Source organism: Granulicella sp. S156 (assembly GCF_009766105.1).
GTDB lineage: Bacteria > Acidobacteriota > Terriglobia > Terriglobales > Acidobacteriaceae > Granulicella.
The window spans coordinates 481,408-496,321 of the sequence record NZ_LMUH01000013.1; the positions used below are offsets into that span (position 1 = coordinate 481,408).

At 58.5% G+C, this 14,914-nt stretch carries 14 protein-coding genes; 8 read left to right on the forward strand and 6 right to left on the reverse strand.

Annotation, left to right across the window (positions count from 1 at the left end; translation table 11 throughout):
• Positions 1-172: 172 nt before the first annotated feature.
• Positions 173-1,321, reverse strand: a complete 1,149-nt coding sequence (locus GSQ91_RS11850; protein WP_158821750.1) for a sulfite reductase flavoprotein subunit alpha — start codon at positions 1,319-1,321, stop codon at positions 173-175.
• A 75-nt stretch (positions 1,322-1,396) separates the two neighbouring features.
• Here GSQ91_RS11850 and GSQ91_RS11855 point away from each other — a divergent pair, with 75 nt between their 5' ends.
• The 5 genes from GSQ91_RS11855 to guaA all read left to right on the forward strand — a co-directional run bounded on the left by GSQ91_RS11855 (position 1,397) and on the right by guaA (position 8,348).
• Positions 1,397-2,257, forward strand: coding sequence for a deoxyribonuclease IV (locus GSQ91_RS11855; RefSeq protein ID WP_158821751.1), 861 nt, complete (start codon positions 1,397-1,399; stop codon positions 2,255-2,257).
• 115 nt (positions 2,258-2,372) lie between these two features.
• Positions 2,373-3,179, forward strand: a complete 807-nt coding sequence (locus GSQ91_RS11860; protein ID WP_158821752.1) for a hypothetical protein — start codon at positions 2,373-2,375, stop codon at positions 3,177-3,179.
• Between the two features lie 26 nt (positions 3,180-3,205).
• On the forward strand, positions 3,206-5,788 hold the full coding sequence (leuS, locus tag GSQ91_RS11865) for a leucine--tRNA ligase (protein WP_158821753.1): 2,583 nt from the start codon (positions 3,206-3,208) through the stop codon (positions 5,786-5,788).
• The gene (locus GSQ91_RS11870; protein ID WP_254064518.1) at positions 5,788-6,705 is read left to right on the forward strand and encodes a hypothetical protein; all 918 of its coding nucleotides are present in this window, start codon (positions 5,788-5,790) and stop codon (positions 6,703-6,705) included. Before leuS ends, GSQ91_RS11870 begins: the two co-directional genes overlap by 1 nt.
• A gap of 71 nt (positions 6,706-6,776) precedes the next feature.
• Positions 6,777-8,348, forward strand: coding sequence for a glutamine-hydrolyzing GMP synthase (guaA, locus tag GSQ91_RS11875; protein ID WP_158821754.1), 1,572 nt, complete (start codon positions 6,777-6,779; stop codon positions 8,346-8,348).
• 34 nt (positions 8,349-8,382) lie between these two features.
• On the opposite strand, the gene GSQ91_RS11880 is transcribed toward guaA, so the two are convergent.
• Complete coding sequence (locus tag GSQ91_RS11880; protein WP_158821755.1) at positions 8,383-8,823, reverse strand: hypothetical protein; 441 nt, start codon at positions 8,821-8,823, stop codon at positions 8,383-8,385.
• 157 nt (positions 8,824-8,980) lie between these two features.
• Here GSQ91_RS11880 and GSQ91_RS11885 point away from each other — a divergent pair, with 157 nt between their 5' ends.
• Both GSQ91_RS11885 and GSQ91_RS11890 read left to right on the forward strand, forming a co-directional pair.
• Positions 8,981-10,249 (forward strand): glycoside hydrolase family 28 protein, encoded by a 1,269-nt coding sequence (locus GSQ91_RS11885; RefSeq protein WP_158821756.1) that lies wholly within the window; start codon positions 8,981-8,983, stop codon positions 10,247-10,249.
• 9 nt (positions 10,250-10,258) lie between these two features.
• Positions 10,259-10,480, forward strand: coding sequence for a hypothetical protein (locus GSQ91_RS11890; RefSeq protein ID WP_158821757.1), 222 nt, complete (start codon positions 10,259-10,261; stop codon positions 10,478-10,480).
• Here GSQ91_RS11890 and GSQ91_RS11895 read toward each other — a convergent pair.
• The 3 genes from GSQ91_RS11895 to GSQ91_RS11905 form a co-directional block, all read right to left on the reverse strand.
• On the reverse strand, positions 10,464-10,763 hold the full coding sequence (locus tag GSQ91_RS11895; protein WP_158821758.1) for a DUF167 domain-containing protein: 300 nt from the start codon (positions 10,761-10,763) through the stop codon (positions 10,464-10,466). The genes GSQ91_RS11890 and GSQ91_RS11895 overlap by 17 nt on opposite strands.
• Positions 10,760-11,449 carry a YggS family pyridoxal phosphate-dependent enzyme gene (locus GSQ91_RS11900; protein ID WP_158821759.1) on the reverse strand — a complete coding sequence of 230 codons (690 nt, stop codon included), beginning with the start codon at positions 11,447-11,449 and terminating at the stop codon, positions 10,760-10,762. The genes GSQ91_RS11895 and GSQ91_RS11900 overlap by 4 nt, the downstream gene beginning before the upstream one ends.
• Positions 11,450-11,575: 126 nt before the next feature.
• A complete protein-coding gene (locus GSQ91_RS11905) occupies positions 11,576-12,562 on the reverse strand; it encodes a hypothetical protein (protein ID WP_254064520.1) in 987 nt (328 codons plus the stop codon).
• Positions 12,563-12,938: 376 nt separating this feature from the next.
• On the opposite strand from GSQ91_RS11905, the gene GSQ91_RS11910 reads away from it, so the two are divergent.
• Positions 12,939-13,979 (forward strand): hypothetical protein, encoded by a 1,041-nt coding sequence (locus GSQ91_RS11910; protein WP_158821760.1) that lies wholly within the window; start codon positions 12,939-12,941, stop codon positions 13,977-13,979.
• 283 nt (positions 13,980-14,262) lie between these two features.
• Here GSQ91_RS11910 and GSQ91_RS11915 read toward each other — a convergent pair.
• Positions 14,263-14,914, reverse strand: a 652-nt coding sequence (locus tag GSQ91_RS11915) for a transposase (RefSeq protein WP_216845197.1), incomplete at its 5' end; no start/stop codon positions are given.

Consider the following 14,914-nt stretch of genomic DNA (forward strand, 5'->3'; position numbering starts at 1 on the left):
TCGCGGAGGTCGCCACGGAACCCACTGCGTCCTCCTCGTTTTCCTCTGCGTTAAAGCCTTTAGCGATGTCCGATGCTCTCTATGGAAGTGACAGAAAGAACAGAAAAAGCAACGACCGCAAAGGAGTGAGTGATGCCCTTTGCGGTCGTTGCTTTTGGGATATTCGCGGAATTTAGTAGACGTCTCGCTGATACCGCTTCGCCTTCTTCATCTCTCCGAGATACTCGGTTGCGTGCTCCAGGGTTCCATTCGAACCCTTCGCGATGACATCCAGCAGAGCGGTCTCTACGTCCTTGGCCATGCGGCTGGCATCACCGCAGACATAGAAGTAGGCGCCGCGCTCCAGCCAGGAGTACAACTCCTCCGCGTTCTCCTGCATGCGGTCCTGCACGTAGACCTTCTTGCCCTGGTCACGCGAGAACGCGGTGTGCAGGTTCGTCAGCAAGCCGTCCTTCTGCATACCGAGGAACTGTTCCTTGTACAGGTAATCCGATACCGAGCGCTGCTCGCCGAAGAAGAGCCACATATTGCCCTTTTCGCCGTGCGCCTGCCGATGCTCCATGAAGGCGCGGAAGGGCGCAATGCCTGTTCCCGGTCCGATCATGATGACCGGCGCGTTGGTGTCTTCCGGCAGACGAAACGCATTGTTCTCATGCAGGAAGATGGGCATAGTGCTGCCCGCGGGGGAGCGCTCGCCCAGATGGCCCGAGCAGATACCCTGCCGGTCGGCGTGGTGTGCGTTATAGCGGATGACGCGCACGGTCGTATGCACCTGGTTCGGGTGCGCGGCCTGGCTTGAGGCAATCGAATACATGCGCGGTGTGAGCCGCTGCAGAATATTGAACAGCTCCTGCGGCTGTTTCACGACGCCCGGAAACTCGGTCGCAAGGTCGATGAACTCGCGTCCCCAGACGTACTCCTCGGCGGCTGCCTTGTTTTCCTGGCCGATATAGATCTTCAGACCGGCAGGAACGTTCTCGCCGCATAGCTTGGCGTACTGGTTCAAGCTTCCACGGGCCAGCTTGCCGATGCCGAGCCGCGTGGTCAGCGCCTCATGCAGTGAAATCTCGACCTTGTAGTGGTCCAGCACGCGCTCCGTGCCGTCGAAGCTGAGTGCCTTCAAGACGCCGTCTACAGCGGCTTCGCGGTTCGTCGGAATAATTCCGACCGCATCGCCCGGCGTGTAGGTCATACCCTCTTCAAGATCAAGCTCGATATGAATGGTCTCTTTTTCCGACTCTGGCCCAGTCAGCCTGTCGTTTACCAGAACCTTGGAGATGTAGGGTTGGTTACGTGTGTACTTCGAAGCGTGTTCACTCATGTTCCTAGTATTGTAATCGCCGAAGGACGCCATGGAAAAGCCATTAATACAAAGGCTTGCGCTACCCTTTCATACATGGCAAAGAAGCGCATTGGCGTACATGTAGGGACTTCAGGCGGAGTGTGGACGGCGGTAGAGCGTGCGGCAGCGGCGGGAGCGAACACGTTCCAGATATTCAGCGCCAGCCCCCGGCAATGGAAGGCCGCTCCGGTGAAACCGGAAGACGCGCTGAAGATGCAGGAACTACGCGCAAAGCTCGACGTAAATCCCGTGGCGATCCACGCCAGTTATCTGATCAACCTGTGCTCCCAGACGGAGAGCGTGCGGGAGAACTCCATCGGCGGCTTTCGCGGCGAGGTAGAGCGTGCGCTGGCGCTGGGAGCGGAGTTCCTTGTGTTGCATCCCGGAAGCTGGAAGGGATTGACCCGCGACGAGGGCCTGCTGTTGGCGGCGCAGTCGATCGAGCGCGCCATCGACGGGCTGCCCTGGCAGGATAAGAACTTCCGTATCCTGATCGAGAACACGGCCGGAGCGGAGTTCTCGCTGGGCGGCAGTCTCGAGCAGGTCGCCGAACTTGTCGAGCGGCTGAAGGCCTGTGCGCCGGTTGCGGTGTGCCTCGATACCTGCCACGTGCATGTAGCGGGCTATGACATCGTCTCGCCGGAGGGCTACGACGCAACGATGAAGCAGGTTAGCGAGACCGTCGGCTTCGACGCGGTACGGGTCTGGCACTGCAACGACGCGAAGGCCGCGATGGGCTCAAAGCTCGACCGGCATGAGCACATCGGCGAAGGAACGATTGGTGCAGCGGCGTTCCGCAGGCTACTGCACGACGAGCGTTTTGCGCATGCGGCGTTCATCGCGGAGACTCCCGTGGATGAGCCCGGCGATGAGATGCGTAATGTAATGGCGCTGCGGGCGTTGTCGGCGGGGTAGAGCCGTTCTCCTATAGGTCTGTGGCTGTTCTGGGATTGCTTTTCTCGCATTGGATTAATTACCTTGATTACGCTTCAGCGTCTAGGAATCAACAGATTCAGCCGAGGGAATGACGATGCGAAAGAAGCTTTGTCGTTGGACGGTGGCCGCAGTTACGGCTGGGATGGCTCTGGGAGTGGCGGCGAAAGGGCAGAGCTCGGAACCCGCATGCACGGTGGGCGTAAACAGTTTTTCTGGCGGCTACAGTAGTTTTGGGAGACACTTTGCCTACTCCGCAACAGTAAAGACAACCCTTGAACAAAAACTGCCAGATGGCAATACAATTCGTGGTTTTGTGCGGTTTCACCAAGCCCAGGATGGTGCGGGAAGAACATTTTCCGAACAACCGGTAGGCTGCCAGCGTGGAGAGAATGGCGAGCCCCAACTACGCAAGATGGTGCACGTCTTTGATCCGGCAACGCACACCTCAACCACATGGAACGTAGGCGGCGACAATGAAGATAAGGTCGTTCGTATATATCGTCAGTCGTCAACGCCTCCCAAGCCGTTGACACCGGCTGAGTTGGCAGCCCGTCAGAAGTCCTCCCAGGCGCAGCGATCTCCGCGAGGCGAAGTCAAGAGGGAGGACCTGGGAACTAAGACGATCGCAGGAGTGGAGGCGCATGGTTTGAGAACGACGCGAACCATTCCGGCTGGGGAAGAAGGAAACGAGCTTCCTCTCGTGGTAACAAACGAGTACTGGAACTCGAAAGAGCACGGTATTATGCTGCTGGCCATCAGCGATGACCCAAGACGAGGGAAGACGACTTACGAGATAGAAGAGCTAAGCCAGAACGAGCCCAATCCTTCGGTATTCGCCCCTCCCGAGGGGTATACGGTAGAGGATCGCACTACGGTGGTAACCGCTTCTACAGCTCAGTGAGCTCTGGTTCTTTACAATCAATAGGTATGCCAGAGATTGAAAAGAACGAGAACCAGAACCGGTACAACCCAGCCGAGATCGAACCCAAGTGGCAGGCGCGGTGGGACGCCGATCCTTCGCTTTACGCCGCAGAGCCGCATTCCAGCGGCAAACCCAAGTTTTATTGCCTTGAGATGCTGCCTTACCCCAGCGGCCAACTGCACATAGGGCATGTGCGCAACTACTCCATTGGCGACGCGCTCGCGCGCTTTATGTGGATGCGCGGCTATAACGTGCTGCACCCCATGGGCTGGGATGCCTTTGGCCTGCCGGCGGAGAACGCTGCGCTCAAGAACAACACGCCACCGCGCGAGTGGACGCTGCGCAACATCGAGCAGATGAAGGTGCAGATGCGGCGCATCGGCCTGAGCTACGACTGGGCCGGGACCGAAGTCACGACCTGTCTGCCGGAGTACTACCGCTGGAATCAGTGGATCTTTCTGAAGATGGTCGACGCGGGCCTCGCCTATCGCAAGTCGAGCAAGGTGAACTGGTGCCCCAAGTGCGCGACCGTGCTGGCGAACGAGCAGGTCATCGGAGGCTGTTGCTGGCGGCATGAGGACACCCTTGTCGAGCAGCGCGAGCTGGAGCAGTGGTTCCTGCGGATCACGAAGTATGCGGATGAGTTGCTCGATGATTTGGATAAGCTGCCTGGCTGGCCGGAAAAGGTGCGCACCATGCAGCGCAACTGGATCGGGCGCAGCGAAGGGACGCATGTAGCTTTCGCCGTAGCCGGCGAAAGCAGGAAACAGGAAACAGGAAACAGCAAACAGGAAGAGCAGAAGATCACTGTGTTCACGACGCGTGTCGACACGATATTCGGTGCGACGTCGATTCAGCTTGCTCCTGAGCATCCACTGGTCAAAGAGTGGGTGAAGAGCGATGCGGAGTTGCAGAAGGCAGTTGACGAGATGATCGCGCAGCAGAAGGCCGCGCGTGAGACTGGCGACATCGGCAACATTGAGAAGCACGGCGTCTCCACGGGCAAGCACGCGGTGAATCCCTTCAACGGCGCGACACTGCCGATCTGGGTGGCGAACTATATCCTCGCCGACTACGGCACGGGCGCGATCATGAGTGTGCCGGGCCATGATGAGCGGGACTTTGAGTTTGCGCAGAAGTACGGTCTGCCTGTGAAGCGCGTCATCGCTCCGAATCTGGACACTGAAGAAATAGGACTGCCATATACAGGTGAAGAAGAGGCGGTGCTGGTCGACTCCGGCGAGTGGACGGGCGAGGCCTCGCTCGAAGCGCAGGACAAGATGGCTCGCTACGCCGAAGAGCACGGTTTCGGTGAGAAGACTACGACGTTCCGCTTGAAGGATTGGGGCGTGAGCCGCCAGCGCTATTGGGGCACACCGATTCCGATGGTGTACTGCCTCAACGGACATGAGGGCGTGAAGCCGGGTGGCGTTGTTGCGCTGCCGGAGAGCGCCCTGCCGGTGCTGCTGCCCGAGAAGATCGAGATCACGCAGGAGGGCGGTTCGCCACTCGGCAAGGTGCCCGAGTTCGTGAACACCACCTGCCCGGTCTGCGGTGGCCCTGCTCGTCGAGAGACCGACACGATGGACACCTTCGTTGATTCGAGCTGGTACTTCTATCGCTACACCGATGCGAAGAACGCGACCGCGCCGTTCGACTCCGACAAGGTGAACTACTGGTTTCCGATCGATCAGTACATCGGTGGCGTGGAGCACGCGATCCTGCACCTGATCTACTCGCGCTTCTGGACGAAGGTGATGCGGGATCTCGGGCTCATCAAGAATGACGAGCCAGTAGAGCGGCTCTTCACGCAGGGCATGGTCATCAAAGACGGCGCCAAGATGTCGAAGTCGAAGGGCAATGTCGTTTCGCCCGACGAGATGATCTCGCGCTTTGGCGCGGATGCGGCTCGGACGTATGCGCTCTTCGCCGCACCGCCAGACCGCGATCTGGATTGGCAGGAAGACGGGGTTGCTGGTGTGAGCCGCTTTCTGGCTCGTGTCTATCGGTTGACCTCGAAGTTTGCGCCTGTGGTGCAGGAGGTGGAGCAGACGTCTCCCGCGGCAAACGCCGTGCGGTCTCCTGCCGATGTGGCACTGCTGCGTACACTGCACCAGACCATCGCGAAGATCACGGAAGACTTCAGCGGACGCTGGCACTTCAACACCTGCATCGCCGCGATCATGATTCTGGTGAATGAGGTCTCCACCGCTGAACCGGCGATGGATGCTGGTGAGGTCTCGGCGGCCACGATTGCCGAGATCTTCCATTCGCTGGTGTTGTTGCTCGCTCCGTTCGCGCCGTTCATGACGGCAGAGCTTTGGGAGCAGATGGGGGGCGAGGGCGCATTGCTTCGCCAACCCTGGCCTGAAGCCGACGCAGAGCTCGCACGCGAGAGTGAGATTGAAATTCCAGTGCAGATCAACGGCAAGCTCGCGAATGTGGTGAAGGTCTCCGCCGAGAGCGATGAAGAGGCGATCAAAGCGGTAGCGCTGGCCGATGAGAAAGTAATAGCCCGGCTTGTGGGTAAGACCGTAGTGAAGATCATTGTGGTCAAGGGCCGTATGGTGAATCTGGTGGTGAAGTAGTGCCGGACACTGTTGGCCATCACGTACCGGTGAGGGGAACTCAGTCGTTTGTTGGCGTGATGGCGGCCGTGTGGAAACGGCCGTCGCTCACTGGATTGGAAGTGTTGTGGCGCTGGCTTATAGGGGCGCCTCTGGTCGCGGTCGTCGTGTGGGAGGCCTTGCGCATTGGGAGTGCTGTGCCGGTGGATACCCATGCGCTCGCCGCAATGACCGTGTTCAAGCCTGTCGATGCTGTGGGTACGCTAAGCGTGGCGATGAGTTCGCTGTCGCCTGCGGTAACGCAGATCGCGCGATGGTTTGTACCCCTTGCGTTGGTCGCGTGGATGATCGTGTCCGCCTTCGGGCGAACGATCGTGATGCGTCGGTTGGACACGCAACTGAAGCCGCGGCCCTGGGTACTCCTCGTATTGGGTGGCCTGCGGATCTTCATTCTGCTGGCGGTCTATGGGCTCTGGTACGGCGGCTTGCAGTTGGCGGGGCAGTGGGCGGTGATGGGGCCGATAAGCCAGGGCGGGGAGCCGAACCTGGTGCTCTATGCGGCGCTGCTGATCTGCGGAACCCTGGCTCTGTTTGTGACGTGGGCAGCCAGTGGATGGCTGTTCGACATAGCACCCGTGCTGGCGATGCTGCGTGGCCTCGGGGTTATAGAGAGCCTGCGACAAGCAAGCCGGCTAGGCCCATTGAGGGGCAAGCTGGTAGAGATCAACCTCGTGATGGGCATCGTAAAGATCGCCTTGATTGTGCTGGCGATGGTCTTCTCTGCCTGCCCGCTGCCTTTCGAGAGCGTGGAGACGCAGGGGTTCCTGGTGAACTGGGGCATTGGCGTCGCGGTGCTGTACCTGGTGGCCTCGGATTACTTCCACGTCGTGCGTGCGGCGGCGTATGTGTCGCTATGCCGGGTATATGAAGAGGCTTGAGTCAGGCCACTGAACCCGGATTGTCGCCAGGGCCCGGGTGCGTTATCGGCACCTCGATTTAGACTTATAGTGTGGACACTCCCCAAACCTCTACCATCGTTATTCTCGACTTCGGGTCGCAGTACACGCAGCTGATCGCGCGACGCATCCGCGAATTCAATGTCTTCTCCGTCGTACTGCCCTGTACGACACCGCTAGAGCAGGTGCTGGCCTTGAAACCCAAGGGCATCGTGCTCTCGGGCGGGCCGTCGAGCGTTTACGACGACTCGGCCCCCAAGGCTGACCCGAAGGTGCTCGAAACCGGGCTGCCGGTGCTGGGCATCTGCTACGGCCTGCAGTTCATGACGCACCATCTCGGCGGCAAGGTCGTTCCGGCAGCTGCGCGTGAGTACGGTCATGCGGAGGTTGAGCTCGTCGATCCTACAGCCTTGTTCCATGGCCTGCCGGAGAAGCTGGAAGTCTGGATGTCGCATGGCGACCACGCGGAGACGCTGGCGCCGGGCTTTCGCATCACGGCACGCACGGCCAATGCCGTGGCGAGCATCGCCGACGAGTCGCGCAAGATGTGGGCTGTGCAGTTTCATCCCGAGGTTGCGCACACCAAGCATGGCATGGCCCTGCTGAAGAACTTTGCCGTTGATATCTGCGGCGCGAAGCAGGACTGGACCCCCGAGCATTTCATCGCCACAACCGTCGCGAAGATTCGTGAGCAGGTAGGCGAAACGGGGCATGCAATCTGCGGCCTCAGCGGCGGAGTGGACTCTAGTGTTGCTGCAGTGCTGGTGGCGCGTGCAATTGGCGACCGTCTGACGTGCATCTTCGTGAACAATGGCGTGCTGCGCAAGGACGAGTTTGCGAAGGTGCAGAAGACCATGCGCGAGGAGTTGAAGCTGAACGTCGTTGCAGTTGACTCCAGTGAGAGGTTCCTCGGCAAGCTCGCCGGAGTGACTGACCCGGAGAAGAAGCGCAAGGCTATCGGCAACGAATTTATTGCGGTCTTCGATGACGAAGCCAAGAAGATCTTTGAGGCAGAAAAATCTTCCGGTGAAGAGATTGCCTGGCTGGTGCAGGGAACTCTGTATCCCGACGTGATTGAATCAGCCAGTGTTCATGGACCTTCGCACGTAATCAAGAGCCATCACAACGTCGGTGGTCTGCCGGAGGACATGAAGCTCAAGCTGATCGAGCCTCTGCGCGATCTGTTCAAGGATGAAGTTCGCCGCATCGGCCGCGACCTCGGTATGCCCGAGGAGATTCTCGAACGCCAACCGTTCCCAGGACCAGGCCTCGCGGTGCGCATTCTTGGCGAGGTCACGCCCGAACGTGTGGCTATCTTGCAGGAAGCCGACGCGATCTGCGTCGACGAGATCAAACGCGCGGGCCTCTACCGCAAGGTGTGGCAGAGCTTTGCAGTGCTGCTGCCGGTGAAGTCTGTCGGTGTGATGGGCGACCAGCGCACCTATGCCTATACCTGCGCGATCCGCGCGGTGGAAAGTGAAGACGGCATGACCGCCGACTGGGCTGCGCTGCCCTATGAAGTGCTGCGCGCCATCTCCAGCCGCATTGTGAGCGAGGTGCGCGGGATCAACCGCGTGGTGTACGACATCACGTCGAAACCGCCAGGAACAATTGAGTGGGAGTAGGGTCCCTTTGGGGATGTTCAGAGTCTCTTCCGTATCAGCGGAAGCGCGGGGGTACTGCAGGCTCGCTGGCAAGCGTGGTGAGCCTGCAGGTATGGACCTTGTTCTTATTTGGATCATTCAGCAGGACTTCAAGCTTGTGTCCGCCTTTGACCCAACGAGCCTGGAACTGGTTGGCTTGCGGCTGCAGAAATGACACGTTGCAGCCGTAATCGAAGTTGTATTCCTTCGTGGACAGGTTCGCGAAAGTGAACTTGCCGAAGCCATAGTACCCGCCATAGGTGCGGTTCCATCGGTTGTAATCGAACTGGAGTTGAACGCGCAGCGGAAATTGTGGGTTCGGTATGGTGGCCGTCGGCAATTTGGTGCCTCGTGGAAAGGGCCCCAATCGAACAGGGGGAATACCTTCGTTCTGCGCGCAGGCAGCACCGGCAACCAGGACGAGTAGCGGCAAAACAAAGAGCAACCGGATGCGCATGACAAGTCACCTGTGCCAGAATCGGCAGGCCCAGACAGCGGCCATCATCTGGCTGTTTGACGCCTCAACTCATTGCCAGGACGCAGCGACAGTAACCTCATTTGCCGTGTAAGATGGCTTCCAATTCTGTCTTACAGATTTTAGCGAGGTGGGTGGAATGCGTTTTGTGGCGTTGGTTGGAGTGGTGGCGTTAGTGGCTGCACCACGGGTTTGGGCGGCTTCGGCAAAGACCTGCGATGTGCGCAAGTTTGGCGCGAAGGGCGATGGCACCACCAAAGATACGGCGGCGATTCAGAAGGCCATCGACACCTGCGCGGCGCATAAAGGTGGCGGTGTGGTGAGGCTCAGCGGGGGCACGTTCCTGAGCGGGCCGATTGTGTTGAAGTCGAACATCACGCTGAATATTGCGGAGGGAACGACGCTGCTCGGCTCGCCCGATCATGCCGACTACCCGAAGAAGACCGAGTTTCGCGGGCCGGGATATCAGGCGTTCGTCGGTGCAGTGAATGCGGAGAACCTCACAATCACCGGTGGTGGCGTGATCGACGGCAATGGCAAGAGTTGGTGGGACGAAGCACGTCACCAGAAGGATGCGGGCCTGCTTGGCAGCGAGAACTCCCGGCCGCGTGGTGTGGTCTTCGACCACTGCAAGCATGTGCGCATCGAAGGCGTGACGGTACAGAACGCGGCGATGTGGCAGATCGTGCCGTATTACACGGACGATGTCGTGATTCGCGATACCAAGGTGCTCGCCGATCCGCACTCGCCGAACACGGATGCGATCGATCCCTTCAGCTCGACGAATGTGGTGATCGAGCATGTATTGGCCGATGTTGGGGATGACGATGTCGCGATCAAGAGCGGCATGATCAACTCGCCGGGGCCGGATGCGCCGTCGAAGAACATTGTGATCCGCGACTGCACGTTTTTGCATGGGCATGGCTTGAGCATCGGCAGCGAGCTAGCGGGCGGCGCGCAGAATGTGCTGGCGGAGCGCATCACCTTCAAGGGAACGGACAATGGCATTCGCATCAAGTCGAATCGCGACCGCGGCGCGGACGTATCGCACATGGTTTTCAGGGACATCACGATGGAAGACGTGAAGACTGCGGTACTCATCAGCGAGTATTACCCGAAGGCCTATCCCGAGGGCGAAGTCTCGGCCGCACCCATTGGCCGATTGACACCGTTCTTTCACGACATCGAGATCGAGAACCTGAAGGCGACGGGGTCGAAGCAGGCTGGCGTTATCGTTGGACTGCCTGAGGCTCCGGTGAAGACGATTGTGCTGAAGAACCTCGACATTCAGGCGCAGACAGGAATGAAGATTGCTTACACGCAGGCCACGTTCGACCATGTAACTGTCACCGCAGTCGAAGGCGAGGGCATTACGGTCTCACCGACGGCGACGGTAACGAAGCAGTAAGCTGAACACATGCAGTTTGCGTGGAAGGTGATAGTGGTTGTGGCGGTCTTTGCCGGCGTGGGAGTGCTGACAGCGAGGACCGTCAGCGCGCATTCGGCGCCAGGCGGAGCGTATGCGCTGCAGGTGCGCCTGGGGAGCGCGATGGCGGGATTGTTTGCGGGCGGTGCTGCCGCGACTCTGACTTTGATCGCGTTGGTCTGGAAGCGCGGAAGCTCTACGCGAGATCAGTAAGCAAAGCTGTTTCGACCTCTGCTGCCGTCGGGCCGAGGATGCGCAGCGTCTTGGAGCGGCTGCTCGCGCCTGTCAGAAGCTCAATGTGTGCTCGCGGAACATGCAGGCGTTCGCTCAGGAAGGCGATGAGCGCTGCGTTGGCGCGTCCATCGGTGGGTGGTGTCGTCAGCGAGATCTTGAGTGCGCCATCGTGCGTGCCGGTGATGGCATTATGCTTCGCTCCGGGGTGAACGCGCACGCGAAGCGTGCAGCCTCCTGGTGCGTCGCGCAGAGAGAGAATCACTCGTAGCTCCGCTTACCGAAGATCGCTGTGCCGATGCGTACCGTGTTCGAGCCCTCTTCGATGGCCACGCGAAAGTCATTGGACATGCCCATCGAGAGCTGCGTAAGCTCCGGATGCTGCGCGAGGCTCTCATCGCGCAGGCGGCGCAGATGCTGAAAGTAGGGTCGAGCGGTCTCGGGATCTTCGCTCCAGGGTGGAACGGTCATTAATCCACGGGGCTGAAGGGAGCTGAACGGCCGCAGCGAGTCGAGAAAGGCTGCGAGTTCTTCGGGCGCCAGACCATGCTTGGTCTCTTCGTGCGAGAGCTTCACTTCGATAAGGATGGGCAGCGTTTTGCCGAGAGCCTGAGCGGCGGTGTTGAGGCGTTCCGCTGTCTTCAGCGAGTCGATGGTGTCGATGGCGTGGAAGAGTTCGGCAGCCTTCGTCGTCTTGTTGCTCTGCAGCGGACCGATGAGGTGGAGGTCCAGGCCATCGAGTTGCGCGATCTGGGCAGACTTGGCCTGGGCCTCTTGCACGCGGTTCTCGCCAAACAGCCGCTGGCCAGCGGCGTGGGCTTCGAGGAGAGCTTCAGCGGGATGCATCTTGCTGACAGCCATCAGGGCTATATCTTCCGCGCGGCGGTTCGTGCGGGCGCAGATATCGGCGATTTCGTTGCGGAGACGCTCAAGGTTGGAGGCGATGGACATGCTTTGTCCAGTTTAGAGCGGTTCTCCTGTTACTGCGCTTTGGAGGAGTTTAGAGCGTGCCGCTTTTCTTGGGAAAAAGCGGCGTATAGACCATAGTCCTCCGGATACATCTACAGGAGAACCGCTCTACGGGTTGCCGACGGACTGGACGTCCTTCGCGGAGAGGCGTGCGGCCTTTTCGCGGTGTACGCGAATGTAGTGCGCGGCGACGTCGGGGTAGAACTCGCGGATAGACGTGAAGGCGATATCGCGCATGGCGGAGTAAGCGAACTTTGTAGCGAGAACGCCGAAGCTGGTGGCGCCTGGGGGGTAGTACTCGCGCGAGACGATCTGGGTGAGTACTTTGCCGCCGAGTCCGGCGATGTTCGGTGTCTCGTTACCGCCGTAGGTTTGTGTGACGACCTGGCGGCTGATGACATAGAGTGCGCGAATGGGGATGCTGCGCCGATTGCCCATGGCGTAGTAACGCGTGTCCTCGTGCAGAAGGCTGGGAAGGAACCAGGCGCCAAGGTAGGTGCCATCGGTCTTGTCGAGCAAGCCTCGCCAGGTGTAAGCGTAAAAGCCGTCGGCGCCCTTACCGAGGACGGGGTGAGAGTTGATGCCTTCGGCGGCGAGGGATGTGATCCCGAGGAAGATGAAGGAGGAGTAGTCGAACGCCTGGTGAGTGGCGATCTGGAAGTTGTACTTCCAGCCCGGAGGATGGGCTACAGCTCCGCCAGATACGGAACGAAAGTTCGGCATAAAGCCGAGAATGCGCTTCGGCTGCTGAAGATTGAGCGGGATTGGATTGCCGTGGGAGTCGAGTTCGACGTCGGAGGGAACCTGCTTGCCATTGACGGTGACGGTTTCCTGGTGGGTCGGCCTTTGTGTCGTCGTCTGGCTTTGTGGGGAAGGGTTCTGCGTGGTCTGGTCGTCTGTGCTGTCGCTGTCGCCTGCCTCGTTCGGAGTGGCGGAGGAACTTGTGCCGGCTTCAGGCGTGACGGCAGAGATCAAAAGTGCGGAAGGAGCATCTGGAAGTGTGGGCTGAGCCGCTGCCTGCGGCGGAACAACCAGTGCCACGGAGGAAGCCTGCTGCGCGGTCGCGATCAGCGGAGATAGTACGAGTCCGGCCACGCTAAAAGCGCAGATGCGACAAATGCGCCGTGAAGGCCAGACCTGAGGGAAAAATGACAAACGGATACCATCCTGACGAAACGTCTCGTGCTGTGTCTGTAGCAAATTTTGAACACACGAAGGCTTATTGTATTAGACGTTATTTTGGGCGCAGAGTTACGCAGATTTGTTGCGCAAATTTACAGGTAACGGGCATGATTCATCGCTTGTGGAAATAGGCAGAATGTACTGATTAGCGCACATTCTGCATCCTCTAGGGCATTATCATCGTCCTACGTGGAAAGGAACCAGGGACTGCCGCAAGTCATAGCAACAATTGGCGGGTGCTCGGGTTTGATTCAGCATTCTGTCCGTTTCACGGCAAGGAGTTCTAAAGATGATGTTTACCCCTACTAGACCCTCAGGTTTTGTGCGCCGTAACTTAACACAGTTGGCGGCGTTGTCGGCAATTCTCGGCGCAAGCGTGGCCGTGATGAGCGCGCAAACCAGCCAGACCAATGATGAGTCGGTTGCTCCAGCGACAACCCAGACCAGCCCGGTTTCCGCGCAAGCCGATGTTCAGGCGAAGCCGACGTTGAACTTGACTATTCCTGCCGTCAGCGGCGACGCGATGTTTTCGAGCAGCAGCTCGGAGAATGAGGTAGCGGTCAACGCCGACCACTTCAACTTCGTGGATGCCATGCAGTACGGCGGCGGCCAGCGCCAGCGCTACGGACGGCCGCGCTATCGCGGTGGCAACACGAACGCGGATGGCTCGAACAAGTATGTGTTTTTCGCCGGTGCAGGTTTTACCGCACCCGTGGGAAACGACTCTAATTATCTGAAGACCAGCTGGGGTATTCAGGTAGGCGGCGGTCGCCAGTTTAACAAGCACTTCGCGCTCCCGATACAGTTCGATTGGGACAACTTTGGCTTTACCGGACAGACTATTTCGAATCAGGCATCCCTCTATTTTGATGATCCAACGAATAGTTTGTATGGTCTTGATGGTCACAGCCATATTTGGTCTTTTACGGTGGATCCAACCTATACCTTCTATTCGGGTGAAGGACTTGGCGCGTATGTCGTTGTTGGTGGAGGTTTCTATCACAAGGCCGCGAACTTCTTCGTTCCTCAAGAAGCGGAATCCTGCTATATCTACTGCTACGACTACACCGCAAATGCTACGGTCCAGAACTACTCGAGTAATTCGGCTGGCGTAAACGGCGGTATCGGCCTGACCTACAAGTTCTCGCGGTTCTCCAACGAACGCTTCTACGCCGAGTTTCGTGTCGTGCATACCTTCAATAACTACCGTCCGGGTATTACGGTCAATACTCCGACAACCGTAGCTGACAGCTACACTGGCTGGAATTACTTTCCGCAAAACAGCCAGGAAACTACGTATTTTCCGGTCAAGGTCGGCGTCCGGTTCTAACAGGCGATCGATCATTGAAACAAGCAACGGCCCGCGAAAGCGGGCCGTTGCTTGTTTTGCTGTAGCTGCAGAGAAGCCAGGGCTGACACAACTGGGTGCCCCATCCTTTGTCGCACGATTTGTGAAGTGCTAAAGAACCCTCAGGCAAAGGGTGGGGTATCGCGAGTTAGCGCGACCGCCTTTAGGTTGTAGAGGCGACTGCAATTGGATAGAGGAGTACAGCCGTTTGCTGTGGCAAACGATTTCGCAAAAATGTGAAGAGACGGGCGCCAGTGGCCACCTCTCAGAATTCGAGAAGGTTGGTAAGGCCGACAGGGCCGGATTCATCGCGGAGATAGAAGCGGGCGCTGCTCCAGGACCCTTGGTCCGGTTCCGTGACTAGACCGCGCTTTACTGGGTTGTGATGGATGTAGTTGATTTTCTCGATGTGCTTGTGCCGGGTGTAGATATTGAAGTCGTAGTAACGCTCTTCCCAGACTTCGGTCTCGGTTCGGGTACGGGAGAAACGTTGTTTGAGAACTTGAAGTGCTGTGGAAAGTGGTTTCTCGTCTGGCTCAGTGAGGAGCAGATGGACGTGATCGGGCATGATGACGAAGCCGAGGATTTGGAAACGATATTTCTCACGCGTTTGTTCGAGGATTTCGAGAAATTTATCGCGAGCTTGAGTTGTGCCGAGGATCGGACGCTTTCGGAAACAACAGAAGTTGATGGCATGGAGGTCGCCGTTCTGTTGATAGCGCTTAAGACCGATCGACATGGCGGTCAGTGTAACCGAGATAAAGTTTAGTATGCCACAAATCGGGCACCTGTGAGATTTCAAGAGGTTGTCCATTCGAACCGAACCGAAGAAGCTGAATGTGCGAGCAATCAGATTCTTTTGGGGAGGAACGAATGGACATTCATCAGAATGCCCGATTGACGCTTCGGAGTCGAGA

Bases quoted from the DNA above. Each gene is read 5' to 3' on its own strand.
- GSQ91_RS11850 (WP_158821750.1), bottom strand. From the start codon at position 1,321: ATGAGTGAACACGCTTCGAAGTACACACGTAACCAACCCTACATCTCC.
- GSQ91_RS11855 (WP_158821751.1), top strand. From the start codon at position 1,397: ATGGCAAAGAAGCGCATTGGCGTACATGTAGGGACTTCAGGCGGAGTG.
- GSQ91_RS11860 (WP_158821752.1), top strand. From the start codon at position 2,373: ATGCGAAAGAAGCTTTGTCGTTGGACGGTGGCCGCAGTTACGGCTGGG.
- leuS (WP_158821753.1), top strand. From the start codon at position 3,206: ATGCCAGAGATTGAAAAGAACGAGAACCAGAACCGGTACAACCCAGCC.
- GSQ91_RS11880 (WP_158821755.1), bottom strand. From the start codon at position 8,823: ATGCGCATCCGGTTGCTCTTTGTTTTGCCGCTACTCGTCCTGGTTGCC.
- GSQ91_RS11885 (WP_158821756.1), top strand. From the start codon at position 8,981: ATGCGTTTTGTGGCGTTGGTTGGAGTGGTGGCGTTAGTGGCTGCACCA.
- GSQ91_RS11890 (WP_158821757.1), top strand. From the start codon at position 10,259: ATGCAGTTTGCGTGGAAGGTGATAGTGGTTGTGGCGGTCTTTGCCGGC.
- GSQ91_RS11900 (WP_158821759.1), bottom strand. From the start codon at position 11,449: ATGTCCATCGCCTCCAACCTTGAGCGTCTCCGCAACGAAATCGCCGAT.
- GSQ91_RS11910 (WP_158821760.1), top strand. From the start codon at position 12,939: ATGATGTTTACCCCTACTAGACCCTCAGGTTTTGTGCGCCGTAACTTA.